This window comes from Streptomyces sp. NBC_00335 (assembly GCF_036127095.1).
Classification (GTDB): Bacteria; Actinomycetota; Actinomycetes; order Streptomycetales; family Streptomycetaceae; genus Streptomyces.
In genome coordinates this window covers 5173413-5194903 of record NZ_CP108006.1, presented here as the reverse complement: position 1 = coordinate 5194903, position 21491 = coordinate 5173413, and the positions used below count along the sequence as shown (strand labels likewise).

Sequence of the window (21491 nt, the reverse complement as noted above, 5' to 3'; positions counted from 1 at the left end):
CCGAGCTCCACCCGGTCAACCCCCACCGAATTCAAGTGAATTGGCCCTCATGGTGACTTCGTCCGTCTCCGCCCCACCCCTGCCCGGAACCCGCCTGTGGACCAGGAACTTCGGCTTGTTCTTCACCGCCCGCATCGTGTCGATGCTGGGCGACATGATGATGCCGGTCGCCCTGGCCGTCGCGATGATCTCCCTCGGCTACGGGGTGAGCGGCATCGGGTACGCGCTGGGCGCCTGGATGGGGTCCTTCGCCCTCTTCATCGTGTTCGGCGGGGTGATCGCGGACCGTTTCCACCCCCTGCCGCAGATGATCGGCGCCGACGCGGTCCGGTGCGTGGCGCAGGGCTCCTTCGCCGTGTACCTCTGGCTCGGCCACCCCACCCTGTGGTTCGTCATCGGAGGATCGGTCCTCGGCGGCATCGCGACCGCGATGTTCCAGCCGGGCACCTCCAGCCTCGTCCCCCAGGTCTCCACCGACCCCACCCAGGCCAACGGGGTGCTGCGGGTGAGCCAGGGGATGGCCACGATGGCCGGGCCGGCGCTCGCCGGCGTCCTCGTCGCCGCCACCTCGACGGCCTGGGTCTTCGTGATCGACGCCGCCACCTTCGCGATCAGCGGGGTCTGCCTGCTCGCGCTGCGGCTCCCCCGCTTCGCACCCGACCGCTCGCAGTCCACCCTCACGAACCTGCGGGAGGGCTGGGACGAGTTCCGCTCCAGGTCCTGGCTGTGGACGGTGATCCTGATCTGGTGGGTGCTCGGGGTCTTCGTCTGGGGGCCGCTCACCCCGCTCGGCGCGGCCTCGATCATCGCCGAGCACGGCAAGGCCGCCTTCGGGTACGCGGAGGGCGCCTTCGGGGCCGGCTGCGTCCTCGGCGGGCTCGTCGCGATCCGGCTCCGCCCGGCCCGCCCGCTGCTCGGCGGCGGCTTCGCGATGTTCCTGTTCCCGATGATGCCGCTGGCCGCGGCCCTGGTTCCGGCCCTGCCGCTGCTCATGCTCGGTTACGCGATCAGCGGTGTGGGCTGGGCGTTCTGGGGCGTCCAGTGGTCCACCACGGTGCAGACCCAGATCCCCGAGGACCGGCTCAACCGCGTGACGGCGTACGAGGTGGGCGGTTCGATCCTCGCCATCCCCCTCGGCCAGGTCCTCTCGGGCCCGGCGAGCAGCCTCTTCGGCGTCCGCCCGCTCCTGCTGGCCGGCGCCGCGATCAGCCTCGGCTGCGCCCTCGCCCTCATCGTCGTCCGGCCCGTCCGCGGGCTCGTGCGGCGCGATACGGGGGCTATCCCCAGTGCCGGCAAGGACGGCGGCTCCTAGGGTGACGGGATGGAGTCGCAAGAGCTGAAGAAGGAACTCTCCGCCACGCTCGACGCCCGGCGGGAGCTGGGGGCGGAGTACGAGGCCGCGCTGGTGGACTCGTTCGTGGAGAAGGTCGACACGCAGGTGCGCCGGCGCCTCGCGGAGGAGCGGCTCTCCGCGGCCCGCGGCACCGGTCCGGGCGCGGCGGACTCCGCGGAAGGCAACTTCGGCGAGCGCTTCGGCTTCGCGATCATCACCCTGGTGCTGGCGATCCCGCTGTCCGCGATCGGCGCCGCACAGGCCGGTCTGAGCGGCCTGGTCGTGGCCTGGCTCGGCATCCTGGGCGTCAACTACGTCCACGCGGCGAAGTTCCGCGGGCTCCTCCGCGGCGAGCGCGGTACCGATCAGCTGGACTGACGGGCAGACAGCGCGGAGAGAAAACCCGGCTGGCCGCCCGCGGACATGTTTATGCGCGGGGACCGCCGCACCCCGGTTTCCCGGGGGCGGGACGACGGCGGTCCCCGCGCAGGACACGGGCCGGGTCAGGGCCGTCCGCGCGTCCGTGGCGTCCAACGCGGTCCGGGAGCCGCTCCGGAGGTGCGCCGACGCCGTTCGTGGTGCCGGCCGGGTCCCGGTTTCCCGGGCTTCCCTGCCGACAACCACCACTGTGCCGGAGCCTTGTTAAGCGGGTGCTGCCGTCACGTGTCGGGCCCGTACCGTTTGCGCGTCGTCCGCGCGCGGGCCCGTACCCGGACCCGAACGCGGACTCGAACGCAGCCTCGTACGGGCTACTTGGCGCCCTTGGCCAGGAACGCCAGCAGGTCCTGACGGCTCACCACACCGGTCGGCTTGCCCTCGACCAGCACGATCGCCGCGTCGGCCTCGCCGAGCACCGCCATCAGCTCGGAGACCGGCTCGCCCGAGCCGACCTGCGGCAGCGGCGCGCTCATGTGCTTCTCCAGCGGGTCACCGAGGGAGGCGCCGCCCGCGAACAGCGCCGCCAGCAGCTCCTTCTCGACCACGGAGCCGATGACCTCGGCCGCCATCACGTCGGGGTGACCGGCGCCCGGCTTGACGATCGGCATCTGCGAGACGCCGTACTCGCGCAGCACCTCGATGGCCTCCCCGACGGTCTCCTCGGGGTGCATGTGGACCAGGGAGGGAATGCCGCCCGCCTTGTCCGCGAGCACGTCCCGGATGCGGGCCGAGGGGCCCGCGTCCTCCAGGAAGCCGTGTCCGGCCATCCACTCGTCGTTGAAGATCTTGCTGATGTAGCCGCGCCCGCTGTCCGGGAGCAAGACGACGACCACGTCGTCCGGGCCGAGGCCCTCGGCCGCCCGCAGCGCGGCGACGACCGCCATGCCGCAGGAGCCGCCGACGAGCAGGCCCTCCTCCTTGGCGAGGCGGCGGGTCATCTGGAAGGAGTCCTTGTCGGACACCGCGATGATCTCGTCGGTCACGGTCGGGTCGTAGGCGGTCGGCCAGAAGTCCTCGCCGACGCCCTCGACGAGGTACGGGCGGCCCGAGCCGCCGGAGTAGACCGAGCCCTCGGGGTCCGCGCCGATGATCTTCACGCGGCCGTCGGAGGCCTCCTTGAGGTACCGGCCGGTGCCCGAGATCGTGCCGCCCGTGCCGACGCCGGCGACGAAGTGGGTGATCTTCCCCGCCGTCTGCTCCCAGAGCTCGGGGCCGGTGGTCTCGTAGTGCGAGCGCGAGTTGTTCGCGTTGCTGTACTGGTCGGGCTTCCAGGCGCCCGGGGTCTCGCGCACGAGGCGGTCGGACACGTTGTAGTACGAGTCCGGGTGCTCGGGGTCGACGGCGGTCGGGCAGACCACGACCTCGGCGCCGTACGCGCGCATCACGTTGATCTTGTCAGCCGAGACCTTGTCGGGGCAGACGAAGATGCACTTGTAGCCCTTCTGCTGGGCCACGATGGCGAGTCCTACACCCGTGTTGCCGCTCGTGGGCTCCACGATGGTGCCGCCGGGCTTGAGGGCTCCGCTCTGTTCGGCGGCCTCGATCATCCTGACGGCGATCCGGTCCTTCACGGATCCGCCGGGATTGAAGTACTCGACCTTGGCCAGCACGGTGGCCTGGAGGCCTTCGGTCACACGGTTGAGCTTCACCAGCGGGGTGTTGCCGACGAGGCTGATCATCGAGTCGTGGAATTGCACCATGTTCTCCAAGGAGGGGACTCCACGGGTTCTCCGGGAGGCACGGCCAGACTATGCGGAAAGGGATTGGCCGACCGGCCGTACGGGGCAGGTAGGTCAACAGGACGGCGGGGTCGGCGAATGCGACGCAGGGATCCGGCCAAGGGACCGAGAAGGTGGCTTGAAGGGTGTCCAGGGCGAGGACGGCCCGCCGCATCGCGGCGGGAGCGGCGTACGGCGGTGGCGGGCTCGGGCTCGTCGGAGCGGCCGCGGTGGGCCTGGTGGTGGCGGAGATGCAGTTCGCCAAGCGGACCGTCGGCACCGGCCTGCCGGATCCGCCGCGCGCGGACGGGCTGTACGGGAGCGAGTTCGGCGGCCCCGAGCTGAGTCCGGGCCCGCTGCGGTTCGGCGTGCTGGGCGATTCCACGGCCGCCGGGCTGGGGGTGCGGCGGGCCCGGCAGACTCCGGGCGCCCTGCTGGCCTCGGGGCTGGCGGCGGTGGCCGAGCGGCCGGTCGAGCTGCGCAACGTGGCGCTCTCGGGTGCCATGTCGGACGACCTGGACCGCCAGACGGGGCTGCTGCTGGATGGTGACGGCCCGGCCCCCGACGTGTGCGTGATCATGATCGGCGCCAATGACGTGACCCGCCGGATGCCGCCCACCCAGTCGGTGCGGCTGCTGACCGCGGCCGTACGCCGGCTGCGGCTCGCGGGCTCCGAGGTGGTGGTCGGCACCTGCCCGGACCTCGGCACCATCGAGCCGGTGTACCAGCCGCTGCGGTGGCTGGCCCGCCGGGTCTCGCGCCAGCTGGCCGCCGCCCAGACGATCGGGGTGCTCGCGCTGGGCGCCCGTACCGTCTCGATCGGCGACCTGATGGGAACGGAGTTCGCGGCGAACCCCCGCGAGATGTTCGGACCGGACTCCTACCACCCGTCGGCGGAGGGGTACGCGACCGCCGCGATGGCCATACTGCCGACCCTGTGCGCCGCCCTGGGCGTCTGGCCCGAGTCCGACCGGCTGGACGTCTCGCGCAACGAGGACATGCTCCCGGTGGCCAAGGCCGCCTCGGCCGCGGCGGGCCAGGCCGGCACGGAGGTGACCGGGGCCCGCGGCCCGTGGGCCCTGCTCAAATACCGGCGCAGGCGCCGGGTGCCGGGCGAGGACCTCACGGAGCAGACTGGAGGAGCCGCGCCGGCCGGCGGCGCGGCGGGCGGCAGCGCGGAGGCGCCCAGAGCGACCGGAGTCACATCGCAAGGGCAGTGACCTCGACGGTACGGGGCGGTAACTTCGCATGCGGTCCCGGTACGACACCACCTCCCTTGGAGCCCCGATGCCCGAAGCCGTCATCGTTTCCACCGCCCGTTCGCCGATCGGTCGCGCCTTCAAGGGATCCCTCAAGGACGTCCGCCCGGACGATCTGACCGCCACGATCATCCAGGCCGCCCTCGCCAAGGTCCCCGGGCTGGACCCGCGCGAGATCGACGACCTGATGCTGGGCTGCGGCCTGCCGGGCGGCGAGCAGGGCCACAACCTCGGCCGGATCGTCGCGGTGCAGATGGGCATGGACCACCTGCCCGCCACCACGATCACCCGCTACTGCGCCTCCTCGCTCCAGACCTCCCGGATGGCGCTGCACGCCATCAAGGCGGGCGAGGGCGACGTCTTCATCTCCGCGGGCGTCGAGATGGTCTCCCGGTCCGTGAACGGCTCCTCCGACGGCATCCCGGGCACGCACAACCCGCTCTTCGCCGAGTCCGAGGCCCGCACCAAGGAGGTCGGCGAGTCCACCGGCTCCTCCTGGCAGGACCCGCGCGAGGACGGCCGCACCCCCGACGCGTACATCGGGATGGGGCAGACCGCGGAGAACCTGGCCCGGCTCAAGGGCGTGACCCGCGCCGACATGGACGAGTTCGGCGTGCGCTCGCAGAACCTGGCCGAGGAAGCCATCAAGAACGGCTTCTGGGCCCGCGAGATCACCCCGGTCACCACCCCGGACGGCACGGTCGTCTCGCAGGACGACGGCCCCCGCGCCGGGGTCACCCTGGAGGCCGTCCAGGGCCTCAAGCCCGTCTTCCGCCCCGACGGCCTGGTCACGGCCGGCAACTGCTGTCCGCTGAACGACGGCGCCGCTGCCCTGGTCGTCATGAGCGACACCAAGGCGCGCGAGCTGGGCCTGACCCCGCTGGCCCGCATCGTCTCCACCGGCGTCACCGGCCTGTCCCCCGAGATCATGGGCCTGGGCCCGGTCGAGGCCTCCAAGCAGGCGCTGAAGCGGGCGGGCCTGACCGTCGGCGACATCGACCTGTTCGAGATCAACGAGGCCTTCGCGGCCCAGGTGATCCCCTCCTACCGGGACCTGGAGATCCCGCTGGAGAAGCTGAACGTCAACGGCGGGGCCATCGCCATCGGTCACCCGTTCGGGATGACCGGCGCGCGCATCACGGGCACGCTGATCAACAGCCTGCAGTTCCACGACAAGCAGTTCGGCCTCGAAACCATGTGCGTCGGCGGCGGTCAGGGCATGGCCATGATCATCGAGCGGCTGAGCTGAGCCGGAGCGGCGGGTAGGGGTCGTCCTGAGGCACGAAGGACGGCACCTGCCCGCCGCGGAGGCGAAGCTCAGCGCGACCACAGGATCGAGCGTCTCAGCTAGGTTTCGCCGGGCAAGGCCGTCGGGATCAAGAGCCGAGGCCAGGCGCCGTAAGGGATCCGCTTGATCCCGTACGCCGTGCTGACACCGAATCTAACCCTGTCGCGGCCATTCTGTGACCAAATGTCCCCCAGGATGTGACCTTAGTCCTGGGGGACCGTTGTTTTTGCAGGTCAGGCCTGGTTCGGGTGGGGCGCTCGGGACGAAAGGCCTGTCCAATTCATGACGTAATGCACTGCAAGCCATTCCCAGGGCAGGACAAGCTGATGTAGGAAGTCGGGGGATCGAATCAATCAGGAGTTAGTCAGTGAGCGCCATGTCTCTTGCCCTACTGCTGACCACGGCCGCTGCCACGGCCGTCGGCGCTGCTGCGCTGCACGCCGTCCACGGCCTGCGCAAGCAGGTCACCGCACTGCGCGGTGAGCTGACGGTGACGCATCCCCGTGGTGCCACCGTCCCGCACGCCCGCAGCGCCGTGGAGTCCCCCGCCGCCGAGATACGAGCCGCCGTCGCCGAGGCCCTCGCCGAGGAGCGCGAGCGCGAGCTCGCCGAGGCGCGCGCCTTCTGGGCCGCTCAGGAGGCGCGTGACGCCGCCGACGCCCCCTCGCTGCTGGGCGGCCTGTCCGCCCTCGGCGAGGAGAGCCCCGTCTTCGAGAGCCCCGTCTTCCTGCCCCGGCAGGCGGACATGGTCGGCCTGGAGCCGCTCCTGGGCGACGACGCCGAGGACTACCAGACCTACCCGGAGGACTCGGCCGAGCTGGCCGCCGCCCGCCGGCGCCACCCCTCGCACCCGGACTTCGTCCCCGTGCAGGCCTCGCACCCCGGCGCCGACCACGAGCGCACGGTCAACCGCCTGGAGGAGCTCGCGCAGGCCCGTACGGCCCTCGCGGACGTCCGCCCCGGCCCGCTGGGCACCCTGGACGTGTACGTCTTCACCGACGGCACCACGCTCTGCATGACCCCGGGACACCGGGAGACCGCCGAGCGGCTCGCCGACGCCCTGCGTTCGGGCAGCGCACCGGTCCTGCTGGGCGGCTCGGGCATCTCCGGCGCCTACGCGCTGACCTTCTCCTGCGGCGACTCCGAGGACCCGGACAGCAACGTCTACATCCTCGCCGACCGCGTCATCGCATCGCTCTGATCCAGCGCATCGGTTCGCGTCACCGCAGCGCCCCGGCTTCCGCCTGATCCACCAGCCGAACGGCCTCGTCCAGCATCTCGGACGGGGCCTTCGCCATGTCCGCAGCCGTAGCGCCACCGGGGCCGCCCGCAGCGGCGTGCAGGGCCTCGGCGAGGTCCAGCCCCGCCACGGCGAGCTGGTCGCCCACCACGAAGATCCCGGCGTCGGGCATCGTCCGCGCCGGAGCCGCCCCCGCGCCGTCCCCGGCGGCCGTGACGGCCGTGACGGCCGCCTCCAGCCGCTGCGCGCGCAGCGAGAGCTCCCGGGCCAGGTCCAGCGCCACCTCGGCGGCACCCTGCTGGAGGCGGCTCTGCGGCGCCGCCCGCAGCCGGTCGGCGAAACGTTCCACGGCGGCGGTCAGGGGTGAGGTATCGAGCACCCGGCCGACCTTACGCGCCGCCGCGGCGCCATTGCCAACGGGCGAACTCTCCGGCACGGTGGCGTGAAGAGAACAGCACAGCACGGCGATAACCCCCGGAGGCGCCCATGTCCGTCGAGTTCTCCGAACAGACCCACCGCAACATGATCGACAGAATCCCCCAGACCACCGGTCGTGAACTCTCCGACTGGCTCCGGGCCGTGGACGACGGCCCCTCCCTCGTCCGGTTCGAAGAGAAGGTCAGCTGGCTGCTCGGCGCGCACGAGCTGTCGTACGGCCAGGCCAAGGCGATCATCCACGAGCACGACCTGCGCAGGGCCGCCCGCAAGTTCGGCTGAGCCGGCCCCTGCCCCCGTCCGCAGCCCCGACGTCCCGACCGTCCGATCACTCGATCCGCTGACCCCCGACATGCGGGAAGGCCCCGCGAGCATGTGCTCGCGGGGCCTTCCTCTGCTCAAGCAGTGCGTACTAGTCGCCCTTGAGGATGGAGATCAGGCGCAGCATCTCCATGTAGATCCACACCAGGGTCATGGTGAGGCCGAAGGCCGCCAGCCAGGACTCCTCGCGGGGGGCGCCGTAGGCCACGCCGTCCTCGACCATCTTGAAGTCCATGGCGAGGAAGGCGGCACCGAGCAGGATGCCGATGACACCGAAGAGGATGCCGAGGCCGCCGCTGCGGAAGCCGAGGCCGTCGCCGCCGGCAAAGACGGAGAACAGCAGGTTGACGACCATCAGGAGCATGAAGCCCATGGCGGCGGCCATCACGAAGCCGACGAAGCGGCGGTTCACCCTGATCCAGCGCATCTTGTAGGCGACCAGCACGCCGGCGAAGACGCACATCGTGCCCATGACGGCCTGGACGACCGTACCGGGGCTGACGTAGGTGCTCACGGCCGAGCTGATGACGCCGAGGAAGACACCCTCGAACGCCGCGTACGCCAGGATCAGCGCGGGGACCGGCTTGGCCTTGAACGACTGGATCATCGCGAAGACGAACGCGATGAGCGCGGCGCCGATGGCGATGCCGTACGACTTGTTGATGTTGGCCGGGTCGACCGGAAGCGCGATCCAGGAGATGGCCGCCGTCAGGACGACCGTGCCGAGCGTCAGAGCCGTACGGCTCACGACGTCGTCGATGGTCATCGCATTGCCGCGGACCGGCGCCTGCGGCATACCCGTGGCCGGGTCGGTCGCGTAGGGGTTGGTCGCGTACGGGTTGGTGGCGGTCCCGGCCTGGGCCTGGGGCTGCTGCGTGCCGAAGCCCGCGTTAGCACCGTTGTCGCGGCTGAATCCCCGTCGCGAGAAGACCGGGTTGCTGCTCCTCATCTCACTCCTCCATGGCCACCGTGCGCGGCCTTGGAATCAAGAGTAATGCGAACGCAAAGGAATCGCCCTACTGCTGGAGGAGGATCTTTCCCCGCCGGTACGGGCCCGCTCCGCGGGTACAGGCGGGGGTACCCGTGGCGCCCCCGCCCTCACGCGTTCCGGCCTGAATCGGAACATCGTCACCATCATCGTGCCCGAAGCCGGACTTGAACCGGCACGACCCGAGGGTCAGCGAGGTTTAAGCTCGCCGTGTCTGCATTCCACCATCCGGGCAGGGCGTAGCGGCCCCGTAGGAAAAGCCTTGAACGCTGCGCCGAGCCTATCCGGAACACTTGCGCCCTCACCTGGGCGTCTCGCCGATGTTGTCTGATTTTATTGGCGATTGATGGCACGTCAGGGGACAGAAGGCGCGGTCGGCACGTTCCGGGCGTCGATCATGGCCGCCGCGGGATTGACGGGATTTCGATGGCCCGCGCCACCCCGCACGCCACCCCGTGCGCCACCCCCTCGGCCCGGCTCCGTTTCCGCCCCCGTTCCGCCTCCTCCCCGCCTCCGGTCCCGTCCCCGCTCCGGCCTCCGCCGAGGCCTTCGCTCGGGCCTCCACCAGCCGCCCCCGGGGCCGCCCGGCCGACGGCCTCCCCCGTACTCGCACCGGGCGGCTGTCATACCAAAGGAGGAGGCGCGGCCCTCCGCGGTCAGACTCCGGTGGCCCGGAGAACGGGCATCACGGCTGATCCGGAGCGGGGGTGGGCGCCGCGACGATGGAGGGGTCCCGCCGACCGCGGACCGTGAGCCAGGTCCGCATGCCCCGCCCCCGACAGGAGTCGCCCCCGTGACCACCATGAACTACGCCCCGCACACCGCCCAGGCCGTCGCCGCGCGCGCCTCCGGGCTCTCCAAGGTGTACGGCCAGGGCGAGACCCAGGTGGTCGCTCTGGACAACGTCTCCGTGGACTTCGCGCAGGGCCAGTTCACCGCGATCATGGGCCCCTCGGGCTCCGGCAAGTCCACGCTGATGCACTGCGTCGCCGGCCTGGACACCTTCTCCGCCGGGTCCGTCCGCATCGGCGAGACCGAGCTGTCCACCCTGAAGGACAAGCAGCTCACGCAGCTGCGCCGGGACAAGATCGGCTTCATCTTCCAGGCCTTCAACCTGCTGCCGACCCTGACGGCCCTGGAGAACGTCACGCTCCCCATGGACATCGCCGGCCGCAAGCCCGACAAGCAGTGGCTGGACTCGGTGATCAACATGGTCGGCCTCTCCGACCGCCTCTCCCACCGCCCCACCCAGCTCTCCGGCGGCCAGCAGCAGCGCGTGGCCGTGGCCCGCGCCCTGGCCTCCCGCCCCGAGATCATCTTCGGTGACGAGCCCACCGGAAACCTCGACTCGCGCTCCGGCGCCGAGGTCCTCGGCTTCCTGCGCAACTCCGTGCGCGAGCTCGGCCAGACCGTCGTCATGGTCACCCACGACCCGGTCGCCGCCTCCTACGCGGACCGCGTCATCTTCCTCGCCGACGGCCGCATCGTCGACGAGATGATCCAGCCCACCGCGGACGGCGTGCTCGACCGCATGAAGGCCTTCGACGCCAAGGGCCGCACCAGCTGAGGGACGCGCCCCCTCGCAGCCGTCCCTCCCCGCTGACCCCACAGACCTGGATCCCTCCACCATGTTCCGTACCGCCCTGCGCAACGTGCTCGCGCACAAGGCCCGGCTGCTGATGACGGTGCTCGCCGTCGTCCTCGGCGTCGCCTTCGTCTCCGGCACGCTCGTCTTCACCGACACCGTCGGCAAGGCGATGTCGAACCAGTCCGCCAAGAGCTTCGACGGCGTGGCCGTCTCGGTCACCTCCCACGGCCCCTCCCGCAACGAGGCGGGCGTCAAGGAGGGCGAGCCGGGCATCAGCCAGCAGTCCCTCGACAAGGTCAAGGCACTGAGCGGCGTCGACAGCGCCTCCGGCCGCGTCCACGGCTTCGCCGCCGTGGGCGACCAGGACGGCAAGCTGATCGGCAACGGCTGGTCCAACACCGGCGCCAACTTCGTCCCCCTCAAGGACGGCAAGGACCCCCGCTACGCCTTCACCGAGGGCAACGGCCCGGCCAAGGCCGGCGAGATCGCCCTCGACAAGGACACGGCCAAGCGCGGCGCGTACAAGGTGGGCGACAAGGTCCGGGTGGCCGACAACGGCCCGGCCAAGGAGTACACGCTCGCCGGCGTCTTCACCACCGAGGACGGCGCGGTCAACGCGGGCGGCTCGCTCGTCCTGTTCGACACCCCGACCGCCCAGCAGCTCTACCTGCAGCCCGGCTACTACGACGAGCTCGCGGTCAGCGCCAAGGCCGGCGCCTCCGCCGACCAGCTGCTCGCCGAGATCAAGCCGATCGTCGGCAAGGACGCCAAGGCCCAGACCGGCGCGGCGCTCGCGGCCGAGCAGGCCAAGGACATCGAAGCCGGCATGGGCAGCATGAACCAGATGCTGCTGACCTTCGCGCTGATCTCGCTCTTCGTCGGCATCTTCCTGATCTACAACACCTTCACCATGCTGGTCGCCCAGCGCACGAAGGAGCTGGCCCTGCTGCGCGCCGTCGGCGCCAACCGCGGCCAGGTCAAGCGCTCGGTCCTGGCCGAGGCCCTGGTCGTCGGCGTGATCTCCTCCGCCATCGGCCTGATCGCCGGTGTCGGACTGGCCGTCGCCATGCGCTCCGCGATGAACGCCTTCGACGTCAAGATCCCGGCCGGTCCGCTGGTCGTCGCCCCGGCCACCATCGCCGCCGCGATCGGCATCGGCATCGTCGTCACGATGCTCGCCGCCTGGCTGCCCGCACGCCGTACCGCCAAGATCTCCCCGGTCGCCGCCATGGGCAGCGCCCACCTGCCGGCCTCCGCCAAGTCCCTGGTGCTGCGCAACAGCATCGGCGGCGCCGTCACCCTGCTCGGCCTGCTGGGCATCCTCGGCGGCGCGATGACGGGCAAGGACGGCAAGATGCTCATCGGCGCCGGCGCCTTCCTCACCATGATCGGCATCATCATCCTGCTGCCGGCCCTCTCCCGCCCGGTCATCGCGGCGGTCCGCCCGCTGCTGGAGAAGGCCTTCGGCGTCGCCGGCAAGCTGGCCGCGCAGAACGCGGTCCGCAACCCGCGCCGCACCGCCGTCACCGCCGCCTCGCTGGCCATCGGCCTGACCCTGGTCACCGCCCTGTCCGTGCTCGGCATCACGATGGGCAAGGCCATCGACCGGATGACGACGGACAACCTCAAGGCCGACTACAAGGTCTCCATGGGCGAAGCCTTCGGCAGCATGAACCCCTCGGTGCTCCCCGCCCTGGAGAAGGCCCCGGGCGTCAAGGCCGTCTCCCCGCAAATGGCCGGCGGCATCCGGACCGGCGACGGCGACGACTACCAGTCCGTCTCCGGCGTCAACCCGGCCACCATCGGGCAGCTCCTCAACTTCGACGTGGTCAGCGGGCAGCTGACCAGCCTCGCCAAGGGCGAAGTGGCGGTCGCCGAGAAGACCGCGAAGGAGAACGGCCTGTCGGTGGGCTCCACCCTCAAGACCACCTTCGACGACAACAAGAAGGCGGACCTGAAGGTCGGCGCGATCTACAAGGACATGGAGGGCATGCTCTCCCCCTACGTGATCGACTACAACATCCTCGGCAAGCACAGCGAGGAGCCGTACATCCGCGAGGTCTTCGTCAAGATGGACGGCGGCGCCTCCGAGAAGGGCGAGAAGGCCCTCGTCGACGCCCTCGGCAAGAACCCGGCGATCACCTTCGCCACCCAGCAGGACATCCGCAACGAGATGGGCGGCATGATCAACACCGCCCTGAACATCATGTACGGCCTGCTGGCCATGGCGCTGATCATCTCGGTCCTGGGCGTCGTCAACACCCTGGCGATGTCCGTCTACGAGCGGACGCAGGAGATCGGCATGCTGCGCGCCATCGGCCTGGACCGCGGCCGGGTCAAGAACATGATCCGGCTGGAAGCCATCGTGATCTCCCTCTTCGGCGCGGTCATCGGCGTGGCCCTCGGCACCTTCATCGCCTGGGCCGTCGGCGAGACCATCAAGGGCTCGATCCCGAACTACGCCCTGGTGATCCCCTTCGACCGGATCGCGATCTTCATGCTGCTGGCCGGCATCGTCGGCGCCCTGGCGGCCATGTGGCCCGCCCGCAGCGCGGCCCGGCTGAACATGCTGACCGCGATCAAGACGGAGTAGCCGGGACAGCCGTAGGAGCGCATCCGTACGAAGCCGCAGGGCCCCGCGACATCCCGTCGCGGGGCCCTGCGGCGTTTCCCGGCCCGTACGGGCTACGCCGGCCACTCCCGGGCGCGCAGCGGCATCCCGGAGGCCGAGCGGGTCCCGGTGCGCACCGCGAGCACCTGGTTGACCCCGAGCCGGTTGTGCTCGAAGGCGAGCGCCGAGGCGGCCATGTACAGCTGCCAGACCCGGGCCCGCCCGGGCGAGGTCAGCCGTACCGCCTCCTCCCAGTGCTCCTCCAGCCGGGCCACCCAGGCCCGCAGGGTGAGCGCGTAGTGCTCGCGCAGGGCCTCCACGTCGCGGACCTCGAAGCCGGCCCGCTCCAGCTCGCCGACGGTGGTGCCCAGCGGGGACAGCTCCCCGTCGGGGAAGACGTAGGCGTCTATGAAGGCGTCGATCCGGTAGGCCTCCTCGTCGGGCTCGGGGCGCCGCGCGATCTGGTGGTTGAGCAGCCTCCCGCCCGGCCGCAGCAGGCGGTACAGCGTGTGGGCGTACGTGCGGTAGCGCTCGGCGCCGACGTGTTCGGCCATCCCGATGGAGGAGACGGCGTCGTACGGGCCGTCCTTGACGTCGCGGTAGTCCTGGACCCGGATCTCCACGAGGTCGGCCAGACCCTCCTCCGCGACCCGCTTGCGGGCGTAGGCGGCCTGTTCGCGGGAGAGCGTGATCCCGGTGACCTTGGCCCCGTACTCCCGGGCCGCGTGCAGGGCCATCGAGCCCCAGCCGCAGCCGACGTCCAGGAGCCGGTCCCCCGGGCGCAGGGCGAGCTTGCGGCAGACCAGGTCCAGCTTGTCCCGCTGGGCGTCCTCCAGGCTCCCGCCGGGGGTCCAGTAGGCGCAGGAGTACACCATCGACGGGCCGAGCACCCGCTCGTAGAAGGTGTTGCCCACGTCGTAGTGGTGGCTGATGGCCCGCCGGTCGCTGACCTTCGTGTGCCGGGGCTGCCGGGGTCCGCCGCGCCGGCCGGCCTCCTCCGGCGGCGGGGCCGGCTTGGTCCACGGCCGCGCCATGCCCACGAGGCCCCGTACGGCGGCCCGGGCCCGGGGATCGCGGAGCAGGGCGGCGGTCCCCTTCTCCTTGGCCTCCGCCTCGGGCGCGGGCTCGCGGTCCCGCTCCCAGAGCAGTCCGCCGACCCGGTCCAGCAGATCGAACAGGTCCCCGTCGGCGGTGATGTCCCCGGCCACCCAGGCGCGGGCCAGGCCGAGCTCGCCCGGCTTCCACAGGATCCGGCGCAGGGCGCGCCGGTTGTTCAGGACCAGGACGGGTCCGCCGAGCGGGCCGGCCTCGCTGCCGTCCCAGGCCCGGATGCGCACGGGGAGAGGTGCTCCCAGCAGGGTTTCGGCTAAAGCGGCCAGCCGCGGCGCGGCGTCGTTCATGCAAGAACCTCCGACAAGCGACGACAAGCAACAACAAGCGACAACAAGCTCAGACAACCTCAGGCGAGCTCAGACAAGTTCCGACCGCACGGCATACCCGGATCCGGCCTCGAATATGCCGAAGGGGCCGCCCGCACCACGGATGGCGGGCGGCCCCTTCGGGGACACGCTGGGTCGTACTCGTACGCGTACTGCTGTTCCTGCTCGTACCGCTGGCCCTGCCGGTCCTACGGGGTCAGGAGGCCTTGGCCTTCTCGGCCGGGGCCGCGGCGACGGCGGCCGGAGCCGGCGCCGGCTTGGCGGCCTCGTAGAACTCCTCGCGGGGGGTCTCCAGGGCGCCGAGGGAGACGACCTCGCGCTTGAGGAACATGCCGAGGGTCCAGTCGGCGAAGACGCGGATCTTGCGGTTCCAGGTCGGCATGGCCATGCCGTGGTAGCCACGGTGCATGTACCAGGCGAGCCGGCCCTTGAGCTTGATCTTCATCCCGCCCATGACGATCATCGCCACGCCCTTGTGGAGGCCGAGGCCCGCCACCGCGCCCTTGTTGGAGTGCGCGTACTCCTTCTGCGGGAAGCCGCGCATCCCGGAGATGACGTTGTCGCCGAGGACCTTGGCCTGGCGCAGCGCGTGCTGGGCGTTCGGCGGGCACCAGGCGTTCTCCACGCCGGCCTTGCGGGCGGCGAGGTCGGGCACCTGGGCGTTGTCGCCGGCGGTCCAGATGTAGTCCGTGCCCTTGACCTGGAGGGTCGGCTCGGCGTCCACGTGGCCGCGGGGGCCCAGCGGCAGGCCGTAGCGGGCCAGCACCGGGTTGGGCTTGACGCCGGCGGTCCACACGAGGGTGTTGGAGTCGACCTCGAGGCCGTTCTTCAGCACCACGTGGCCGTCCACGCAGGAGTCCATGGAGGTGTTCAGGTAGATCTCGATGCCGCGGGACTCGAGGTGCTCCTTGCCCCAGGTGCCGAGCTTGGGCCCGACCTCGGGAAGGATCTTGTCCGCCGCGTCGACCAGGATGAAGCGCATGTCCTCGCGCTTGATGCTGGTGTAGTACTTCGCGGCGTCGCGGGCCATGTCCTCGACCTCGCCGATCGTCTCGGCGCCGGCGAAGCCGCCGCCGACGAAGACGAAGGTGAGGGCCTTGCGGCGGACGTCCTCGTCCGTCGTGGACTCGGCCTTGTCGAGCTGCTCAAGTACGTGGTTGCGCAGGCCGATGCCCTCTTCCACGCCCTTCATGCCGATGCCCTGTTCGGCGAGGCCGGGGATCGGGAAGGTGCGGGAGATGGCGCCGAGCGCGATCACCAGGTAGTCGAAGGGCAGCTCGTACGCCTCGCCGACCAGCGGCGTGACGACGGCGACCTTGCGGTCCTGGTCGATGTTCGTGACCCGGCCGGTGAGAACCTCAGCCTTGGGCAGCACGCGTCGCAGCGGTACGACGACGTGCCGAGGCGAGATGCTGCCTGCGGCCACTTCGGGGAGGAAGGGCTGGTAGGTCATGTACGAGCGCGGGTCGACGACCGTGACGGTCGCCTCGCCGTAACGCATCTTCTTCATGATGCGCTTGGCTGCGTACAGGCCTACGTACCCACCTCCTACAACGAGGATCCTGGGACGCTCCGTGGTGCTCATGGAACGAGTATCCAGCACCCCAAGGGGTGACGCTCGTGAGCCCCTTCACAAGGACCTGAGGACCCTCTGCTACACTCCGCGGCCCACGTGACCGAGGTCATGGCGCGAAGCGGGAACCAGGGTGTAACGGGAGTCGTTGAACACCAGTCCCGACCTGGCCTCCAGGCCCTCAAGCGGAGTAGACCACAGCCTTCGTGGATACCTACCGCCAGAGGCTCGCGGCGTCCGCCAATCACACGAACTCGAGCAAAAAGAAGGCCCGAGGGGCTCCGGACTCGCCCAAAAGGCTCCTCTGGACCCCTCACAGGCACCTTTTCCTTGTGAAGAACTTCACGAAGTTCATGTGGACGACGGGACCTAAGACCCCCGAACGGCCCTCCGGGACCGCTTTTGCCCCCCGCTGTTGACCCTCGACCTGGTCGAGGCGCCAGGGTCTGGGGCGTGGAGAACGAGATGCGCAGTATCGGCGAGACGGCCCGCGACAGCGGCCTGAGCGTGAGTGCCCTGCGGTTCTACGACGGGGCCGGCGTGCTGGTTCCCGTACGCGTGGATCCGGCGAGCGGGTACCGCTGGTACGGGCCCGAGCAGGTCGAGGAGGCCCGGCTGCTGGCCCGGCTCCGGCGGGCCGGGATGCCCGTGGCGGACATCAGGCTGGTGCTGGCCGGCTGGGCCGGCGCGGACACCGACCTGGTCCGCGGTCTGCTCCGGGCGCACCTGCACCGGCTCGAACGGGGCCTGTCCGATGCGCGCGGCGAGTTCTCCGCGATCCGCGCACTACTCGACCGCAGGGAGAACCCCGTGATCACGTCCATCGGCTCGTCCAACAACGCCTCCACCGGCACGTCCATCGACTCGTCCGGCGGCGCGTCCGTGAGCACGCCCCGTGCCGCCGCCGCCCCGACCGCCCGGCTCACCGTGTCCGGACCCGAGCTGGCCGCCGCCCTGGACGCGGTCCGCTTCGCCGTCGCCGCCGACCCGACGCTGCCGGTGCTCGGCGGGATCCTCTTCGACATCGAGGACGGGGCGCTGCGCGTGGTGGCCACCGACCGGTACCGGCTGGCCGTCGCCCGCGCCGGGGTCACCGGCCACACCGGACCCCGCCTCCAGCTCCTCGTACCCGCCCCGCTCGCGGACGCGATGCGGGCGCTGCTGAGCGACGACGCCCCGGTCCGGCTCACCGTGGACGGCGACCGGGTGGCCCTGGAGACGGAGTCGGCGGACCGCCAGGCGGCCGGCCGGTGCCTGGGCCACGAGTTCCCCGACTACCGCCGCCTCGTCACGCTGCCCGCGGGGCGCCGCGTCCCCGTCGACGTACCGGCCTTCCGCAAGGCCCTGGAAACCGGCCCCGTCCGCCCGGCCGAGCGCGAGCAGGACGGCGCGACCGGCGACGTCAGCGTGCTCAAGGTGACCGACGGGGGCGGGGTGTCCCTCTGCGACGACGGTGAGGAAGATCCGGCCGCGGTCGGCCTGAACCGCACGTTCCTGCTCGACGCCCTCGCCGCCGCAGACCGGGACCGGCTGATCCTGGAGCTCGGCGCCCCGAAGGCCCCCGTGGTGATCCGCCGCCCCGACGACGAGGAGGCGTTCTCGCTCCTGATGCCGGTCCGGCTGGACGTGTGATCGTCCGGACGTGACGGTGCCCCCGGCGGGATCCGCCGGGGGCACCGTGCTCGCGCGCGAGCGCGTGCGCGCGTTCGTACGTTCGTGGGTTCGTGCGTTCGAGCCCGTCGTCAGGCGATGGACCAGGCGATTCCGTCGAGGATGTCGTGCTCCGAGACCAGGACCTCCGAGGCGCCGACCCGCTCCATGATCGCCAGCAGGACCAGGGCGCCCGCGCCGATCACGTCGACCCGGCCCGGGTGCATCACCGGGATGGCCGCGCGCTCCGCGTGCGTCAGCGTCAGCATCCGCTCGCTGACCTCGCGGACCGTCTCGTAGGGGATCCGGGAGTGGTGGATCCGCGCCGAGTCGTACGCCTGAAGGCCCAGCGCGATCGCGGCGACCGTGGTCACCGAGCCGGCCAGGCCCACCAGGGTGCGCGCCTCGGCCAGCGGGACGGTCTCGGAGGCCAGGTCCAGCGCCGCCTCGATGTCGCCCCGTATCGCGGCGATCTGCTCCCCGGTCGGCGGGTCGGTGACGACCCCGTCCACCGTCAGGTGGCGCTCGGTCATCCGGACACAGCCCACGTCGACGGAGCGGGCCGCCCCGACGTGCTCGGCGCCGACCACGAACTCCGTGGAGCCGCCGCCGATGTCCACCACCAGGAAGGGGCGCTCAAGATCGGTGCGGCCGGTCAGCTCACCGGTGGCGCCGGTGAAGGAGAACTCGGCCTCCTGGTCGCCGCTGATCACCTCGGGCTCGACGCCCAGGATGTCCAGGACGCCCCGGACGAACTCGTCGCGGTTCTCGGCGTCCCGGGAGGCCGAGGTCGCCACGAAGCGCACCCGCTCGGCGCCGAGCTCCTTGATGACCGCCGCGTACTCGCGGCAGGCCGCGAAGGTGCGCTCCAGGGCCTCCGGGGCCAGCCGGCCCGTCTTGTCGACGCCCTGGCCGAGCCGGACGACGATCATCCGGCGGTCCAGTTCGATCAGCTCGCCGGTGGCGCGGTCGAGGTCCGCGACGAGGAGCCGGATGGAGTTCGTACCGCAGTCGACGGCCGCGACGCGGGTCACGCGCCGGCCTCCTGCGCCGCGTTCCCTTCGGTCGTCTTCTCTTCGTCCGTCTTCTCTTCGGCCTTCTTCTCGCCGCACGGGGTGACGCAGGCGCCCTTGGCCCACCACTCGGGCAGCATCGCCAGGGCCTCGTCGCCGAACGGGTTCACGCCCGGGCCCGCGGCCAGGGAGTGGCCGACCAGCACGTGCAGGCACTTCACCCGGTCCGGCATGCCGCCGGCGCTCGGGAAGCCCTGGAGCACCTCGATGGCGTCGCGGCGGGTGATGTAGTCCTCGTGCGCGGCCCGGTAGGCATCGGCCAGCTCCGGGTCCACGGCGAGGCGGGCCTGCATCTCCTTCATCACGCCGTTGGCCTCCAGCGTGCCGATCGCACCGGCGGCACGCGGGCAGGTCAGGTAGTACAGCGTCGGGAAGGGGGTGCCGTCGGGGAGCCGCGGGGCGGTCTCCACCACGTCCGGCTGCCCGCAGGGGCAGCGGTGCGCGATCGCGCGCAGCCCGCGCGGGGGGCGGCCGAGCTGTTGTTCGAACGCCTCGATGTCGGCGGCGGTCGGCTCGGTCCGGTCGGTCTGGGGCGGGGGCGTCTGCATGCCTGGAGGAAGTCTTTTCGTTCTCGTGGATGGGTGGGACTCAGTCGCCCGGGCGGTCGGCCTTGTCGACGCCGTCCCAGACGTTGGAGTACCAGGGCCGGTCGGTGGCGGCCTGTCCGCTGCGGCGCTTGTCGGCGCCGTCGGCTCCGGGGTCGGTCATGATGTAGCTGATCTCCCCCGGCCGGACGAAGTGCAGGTGCTTGCGCGCCTGCTGCTCGGCGTACGCGTTGTCCTGCCAGCGGGCCTTCTCGTCGCGCAGCCGTTCCAGCCGGTCCCGCGCGGCGACGGCCTCCTTCTGCTGCTTCGCGATCTCCGAGCGCTGGGACACGTACTGGCGCATCGGATACGCGAGGGCGACGACCAGGGTACAGAGGACGAGGACGAGCAGGGCGGCCCGGCCGGTGAGCCGGCTGCGGCGGACCTGCCGGCGGGACTGCGAGCGGTACACGTGCGCCGCGGTCCGCTCACCGAGCTGCTTGAGCCTGGTCGCGGTCGAGAACGTGGCGAACCGGTCCCGGTTCCCGGCCATTGATCCGCCTCCCCTATATGCGCACGACGCACTACGTCCCCGCACACGGTACGGGACCGAGTGCGGGGACGTAGGGAGGCTTGCGCCCTAAAGGACTGATCAGCCCTTGAAGCGCGGGAACGCGCTGCGACCCGCGTACACCGCGGCGTCGTCGAGGATCTCCTCGATGCGCAGCAGCTGGTTGTACTTGGCGACGCGGTCCGAGCGGGCCGGGGCGCCGGTCTTGATCTGGCCGCAGTTCACGGCGACGGCGAGGTCGGCGATGGTGACGTCCTCGGTCTCACCGGAGCGGTGCGACATCATGCACTTGAAACCGTTGCGCTGGGCCATCTCGACGGCGTCCAGGGTCTCGGTCAGCGAACCGATCTGGTTCACCTTGACGAGCAGGGCGTTCGCCGAGCCCTCTTCGATGCCGCGGGCGAGACGCTCGGGGTTGGTGACGAAGAGGTCGTCGCCGACGATCTGGACCTTCGCGCCCAGCTTGTCGGTGAGGGTCTTCCAGCCCGACCAGTCGTCTTCGTACAGCGGGTCCTCGATGGACACGAGCGGGTACGCGGAGACGAGCTCCTCGTAGTACTCGGTCATCTCGGCGGCCGAGCGGGACTGGCCCTCGAACTCGTACTTGCCGTCCTTGTAGAACTCGGACGCGGCGACGTCGAGCGCGAGCGCGATGTCCTTGCCCGGGACGTAGCCGGCCTGCTTGATGGCCTCGACGATGAGGTCGAGCGCGGCGCGGTTCGACTCCAGGTTCGGCGCGAAGCCGCCCTCGTCGCCCAGACCGGTGGAGAGGCCCTTGGTGTGCAGGACCTTCTTGAGGGTGTGGTAGACCTCGGCACCCCAGCGAAGGGCCTCGGAGAAGGACTCCGCGCCGATCGGGGCGATCATGAACTCCTGGATGTCGACGTTGGAGTCGGCGTGCGACCCACCGTTCAGGATGTTCATCATCGGAACGGGCAGCAGGTGCGCGTTCGGGCCGCCGAGGTAGCGGAAGAGCGGCAGGTCCGAGGCCTCGGACGCGGCGTGCGCGACGGCGAGGGAGACGCCGAGGATGGCGTTGGCGCCGAGGGAGCCCTTGTTCTCGGTGGCGTCCAGGTCGATCATCGCCTGGTCGATCAGGCGCTGCTCGGTGGCGTCGTAGCCGACGAGCTCCGGGCCGAGCTGCTCGATGACGGCGAGGACGGCCTTCTCTACGCCCTTGCCCATGTAGCGGTTGGGGTCACCGTCACGGAGCTCTACGGCTTCGAACGCTCCGGTGGAGGCGCCGGACGGGACTGCAGCACGGCCGGTGCTGCCATCGTCGAGGCCCACCTCGACCTCGACCGTGGGGTTGCCTCGGGAGTCCAGGATTTCCCGGGCTACGACGACGTCGATGGACGGCACGAGCATCTCCTTCTGGGATGTGACGCTGGGTGTGCGGTGGCATGTCAGGCCGTGGGATGGCCTGGCCGCTTAGAGCCTAA

Annotated in this window: 18 protein-coding genes and 1 tRNA gene; 9 read left to right on the top strand and 10 right to left on the bottom strand. The window is 70.9% G+C overall.

The genetic code is table 11. The features are described from left to right. The first annotated feature begins 49 nt into the window (after positions 1-49). Together OHA37_RS23445 and OHA37_RS23440 are read left to right on the top strand one after the other, a co-directional pair. A complete protein-coding gene (locus OHA37_RS23445; RefSeq protein ID WP_266908179.1) occupies positions 50-1312 on the top strand; it encodes an MFS transporter in 1263 nt (420 codons plus the stop codon). A 9-nt stretch (positions 1313-1321) separates the two neighbouring features. After that, positions 1322-1711 carry a hypothetical protein gene (locus OHA37_RS23440; protein WP_266908177.1) on the top strand — a complete coding sequence of 130 codons (390 nt, stop codon included), beginning with the start codon at positions 1322-1324 and terminating at the stop codon, positions 1709-1711. 371 nt (positions 1712-2082) lie between these two features. On the opposite strand, the gene OHA37_RS23435 is transcribed toward OHA37_RS23440, so the two are convergent. Continuing rightward, the gene (locus OHA37_RS23435; protein ID WP_266913028.1) at positions 2083-3468 is read right to left on the bottom strand and encodes a cystathionine beta-synthase; all 1386 of its coding nucleotides are present in this window, start codon (positions 3466-3468) and stop codon (positions 2083-2085) included. Between the two features lie 167 nt (positions 3469-3635). On the opposite strand from OHA37_RS23435, the gene OHA37_RS23430 reads away from it, so the two are divergent. The 3 genes from OHA37_RS23430 (at position 3636) to OHA37_RS23420 (ending at position 7237) form a co-directional block, all read left to right on the top strand. Continuing rightward, on the top strand, positions 3636-4709 hold the full coding sequence (locus OHA37_RS23430; protein ID WP_266908175.1) for an SGNH/GDSL hydrolase family protein: 1074 nt from the start codon (positions 3636-3638) through the stop codon (positions 4707-4709). A gap of 67 nt (positions 4710-4776) precedes the next feature. Continuing rightward, complete coding sequence (locus tag OHA37_RS23425) at positions 4777-5997, top strand: acetyl-CoA C-acetyltransferase (RefSeq protein ID WP_266908173.1); 1221 nt, start codon at positions 4777-4779, stop codon at positions 5995-5997. A gap of 415 nt (positions 5998-6412) precedes the next feature. Beyond that, a complete protein-coding gene (locus tag OHA37_RS23420; RefSeq protein ID WP_266908171.1) occupies positions 6413-7237 on the top strand; it encodes a hypothetical protein in 825 nt (274 codons plus the stop codon). 19 nt (positions 7238-7256) lie between these two features. Here the strand turns inward: OHA37_RS23420 and OHA37_RS23415 are convergent, their stop codons facing one another. Continuing rightward, positions 7257-7655 carry a hypothetical protein gene (locus OHA37_RS23415; RefSeq protein WP_266908169.1) on the bottom strand — a complete coding sequence of 133 codons (399 nt, stop codon included), beginning with the start codon at positions 7653-7655 and terminating at the stop codon, positions 7257-7259. 107 nt (positions 7656-7762) lie between these two features. On the opposite strand from OHA37_RS23415, the gene OHA37_RS23410 reads away from it, so the two are divergent. Next, positions 7763-7993 (top strand): DUF4287 domain-containing protein, encoded by a 231-nt coding sequence (locus OHA37_RS23410; protein WP_266908167.1) that lies wholly within the window; start codon positions 7763-7765, stop codon positions 7991-7993. A gap of 130 nt (positions 7994-8123) precedes the next feature. Here the strand turns inward: OHA37_RS23410 and OHA37_RS23405 are convergent, their stop codons facing one another. Beyond that, entirely contained in the window at positions 8124-8981 is an 858-nt protein-coding gene (locus tag OHA37_RS23405; RefSeq protein WP_266908165.1) for a Bax inhibitor-1/YccA family protein, read from the bottom strand. Positions 8982-9172: 191 nt separating this feature from the next. Continuing rightward, a tRNA-Leu gene (locus OHA37_RS23400) sits at positions 9173-9254 on the bottom strand. A gap of 568 nt (positions 9255-9822) precedes the next feature. Here OHA37_RS23400 and OHA37_RS23395 point away from each other — a divergent pair. Together OHA37_RS23395 and OHA37_RS23390 are read left to right on the top strand one after the other, a co-directional pair. Next, positions 9823-10587 (top strand): ABC transporter ATP-binding protein, encoded by a 765-nt coding sequence (locus tag OHA37_RS23395; RefSeq protein ID WP_266913026.1) that lies wholly within the window; start codon positions 9823-9825, stop codon positions 10585-10587. A gap of 61 nt (positions 10588-10648) precedes the next feature. Then, the gene (locus tag OHA37_RS23390; RefSeq protein ID WP_266908163.1) at positions 10649-13201 is read left to right on the top strand and encodes an ABC transporter permease; all 2553 of its coding nucleotides are present in this window, start codon (positions 10649-10651) and stop codon (positions 13199-13201) included. Positions 13202-13293: 92 nt separating this feature from the next. On the opposite strand, the gene OHA37_RS23385 is transcribed toward OHA37_RS23390, so the two are convergent. After that, the gene (locus OHA37_RS23385; RefSeq protein WP_266908161.1) at positions 13294-14619 is read right to left on the bottom strand and encodes an SAM-dependent methyltransferase; all 1326 of its coding nucleotides are present in this window, start codon (positions 14617-14619) and stop codon (positions 13294-13296) included. A 235-nt stretch (positions 14620-14854) separates the two neighbouring features. Beyond that, the gene (locus tag OHA37_RS23380) at positions 14855-16243 is read right to left on the bottom strand and encodes an NAD(P)/FAD-dependent oxidoreductase (RefSeq protein WP_266908159.1); all 1389 of its coding nucleotides are present in this window, start codon (positions 16241-16243) and stop codon (positions 14855-14857) included. 453 nt (positions 16244-16696) lie between these two features. Between OHA37_RS23380 and OHA37_RS23375 the strand changes: the two genes are divergently transcribed. Next, positions 16697-17863: a DNA polymerase III subunit beta family protein gene (locus OHA37_RS23375; RefSeq protein ID WP_266908157.1), complete on the top strand. Its 1167-nt coding sequence runs from the start codon at positions 16697-16699 to the stop codon at positions 17861-17863. 110 nt (positions 17864-17973) lie between these two features. On the opposite strand, the gene OHA37_RS23370 is transcribed toward OHA37_RS23375, so the two are convergent. The 4 genes from OHA37_RS23370 to eno form a co-directional block, all read right to left on the bottom strand. Further along, a complete protein-coding gene (locus OHA37_RS23370; protein WP_266908155.1) occupies positions 17974-18915 on the bottom strand; it encodes a Ppx/GppA phosphatase family protein in 942 nt (313 codons plus the stop codon). After that, a complete protein-coding gene (locus OHA37_RS23365; protein WP_266908154.1) occupies positions 18912-19502 on the bottom strand; it encodes a DUF501 domain-containing protein in 591 nt (196 codons plus the stop codon). Before OHA37_RS23365 ends, OHA37_RS23370 begins: the two co-directional genes overlap by 4 nt. Before the next feature lie 40 nt (positions 19503-19542). Next, a complete protein-coding gene (locus OHA37_RS23360) occupies positions 19543-20031 on the bottom strand; it encodes an FtsB family cell division protein (protein ID WP_266908152.1) in 489 nt (162 codons plus the stop codon). Positions 20032-20130: 99 nt separating this feature from the next. Beyond that, a complete protein-coding gene (gene eno / locus OHA37_RS23355; RefSeq protein WP_266908150.1) occupies positions 20131-21417 on the bottom strand; it encodes a phosphopyruvate hydratase in 1287 nt (428 codons plus the stop codon). Positions 21418-21491: the final 74 nt, after the last annotated feature.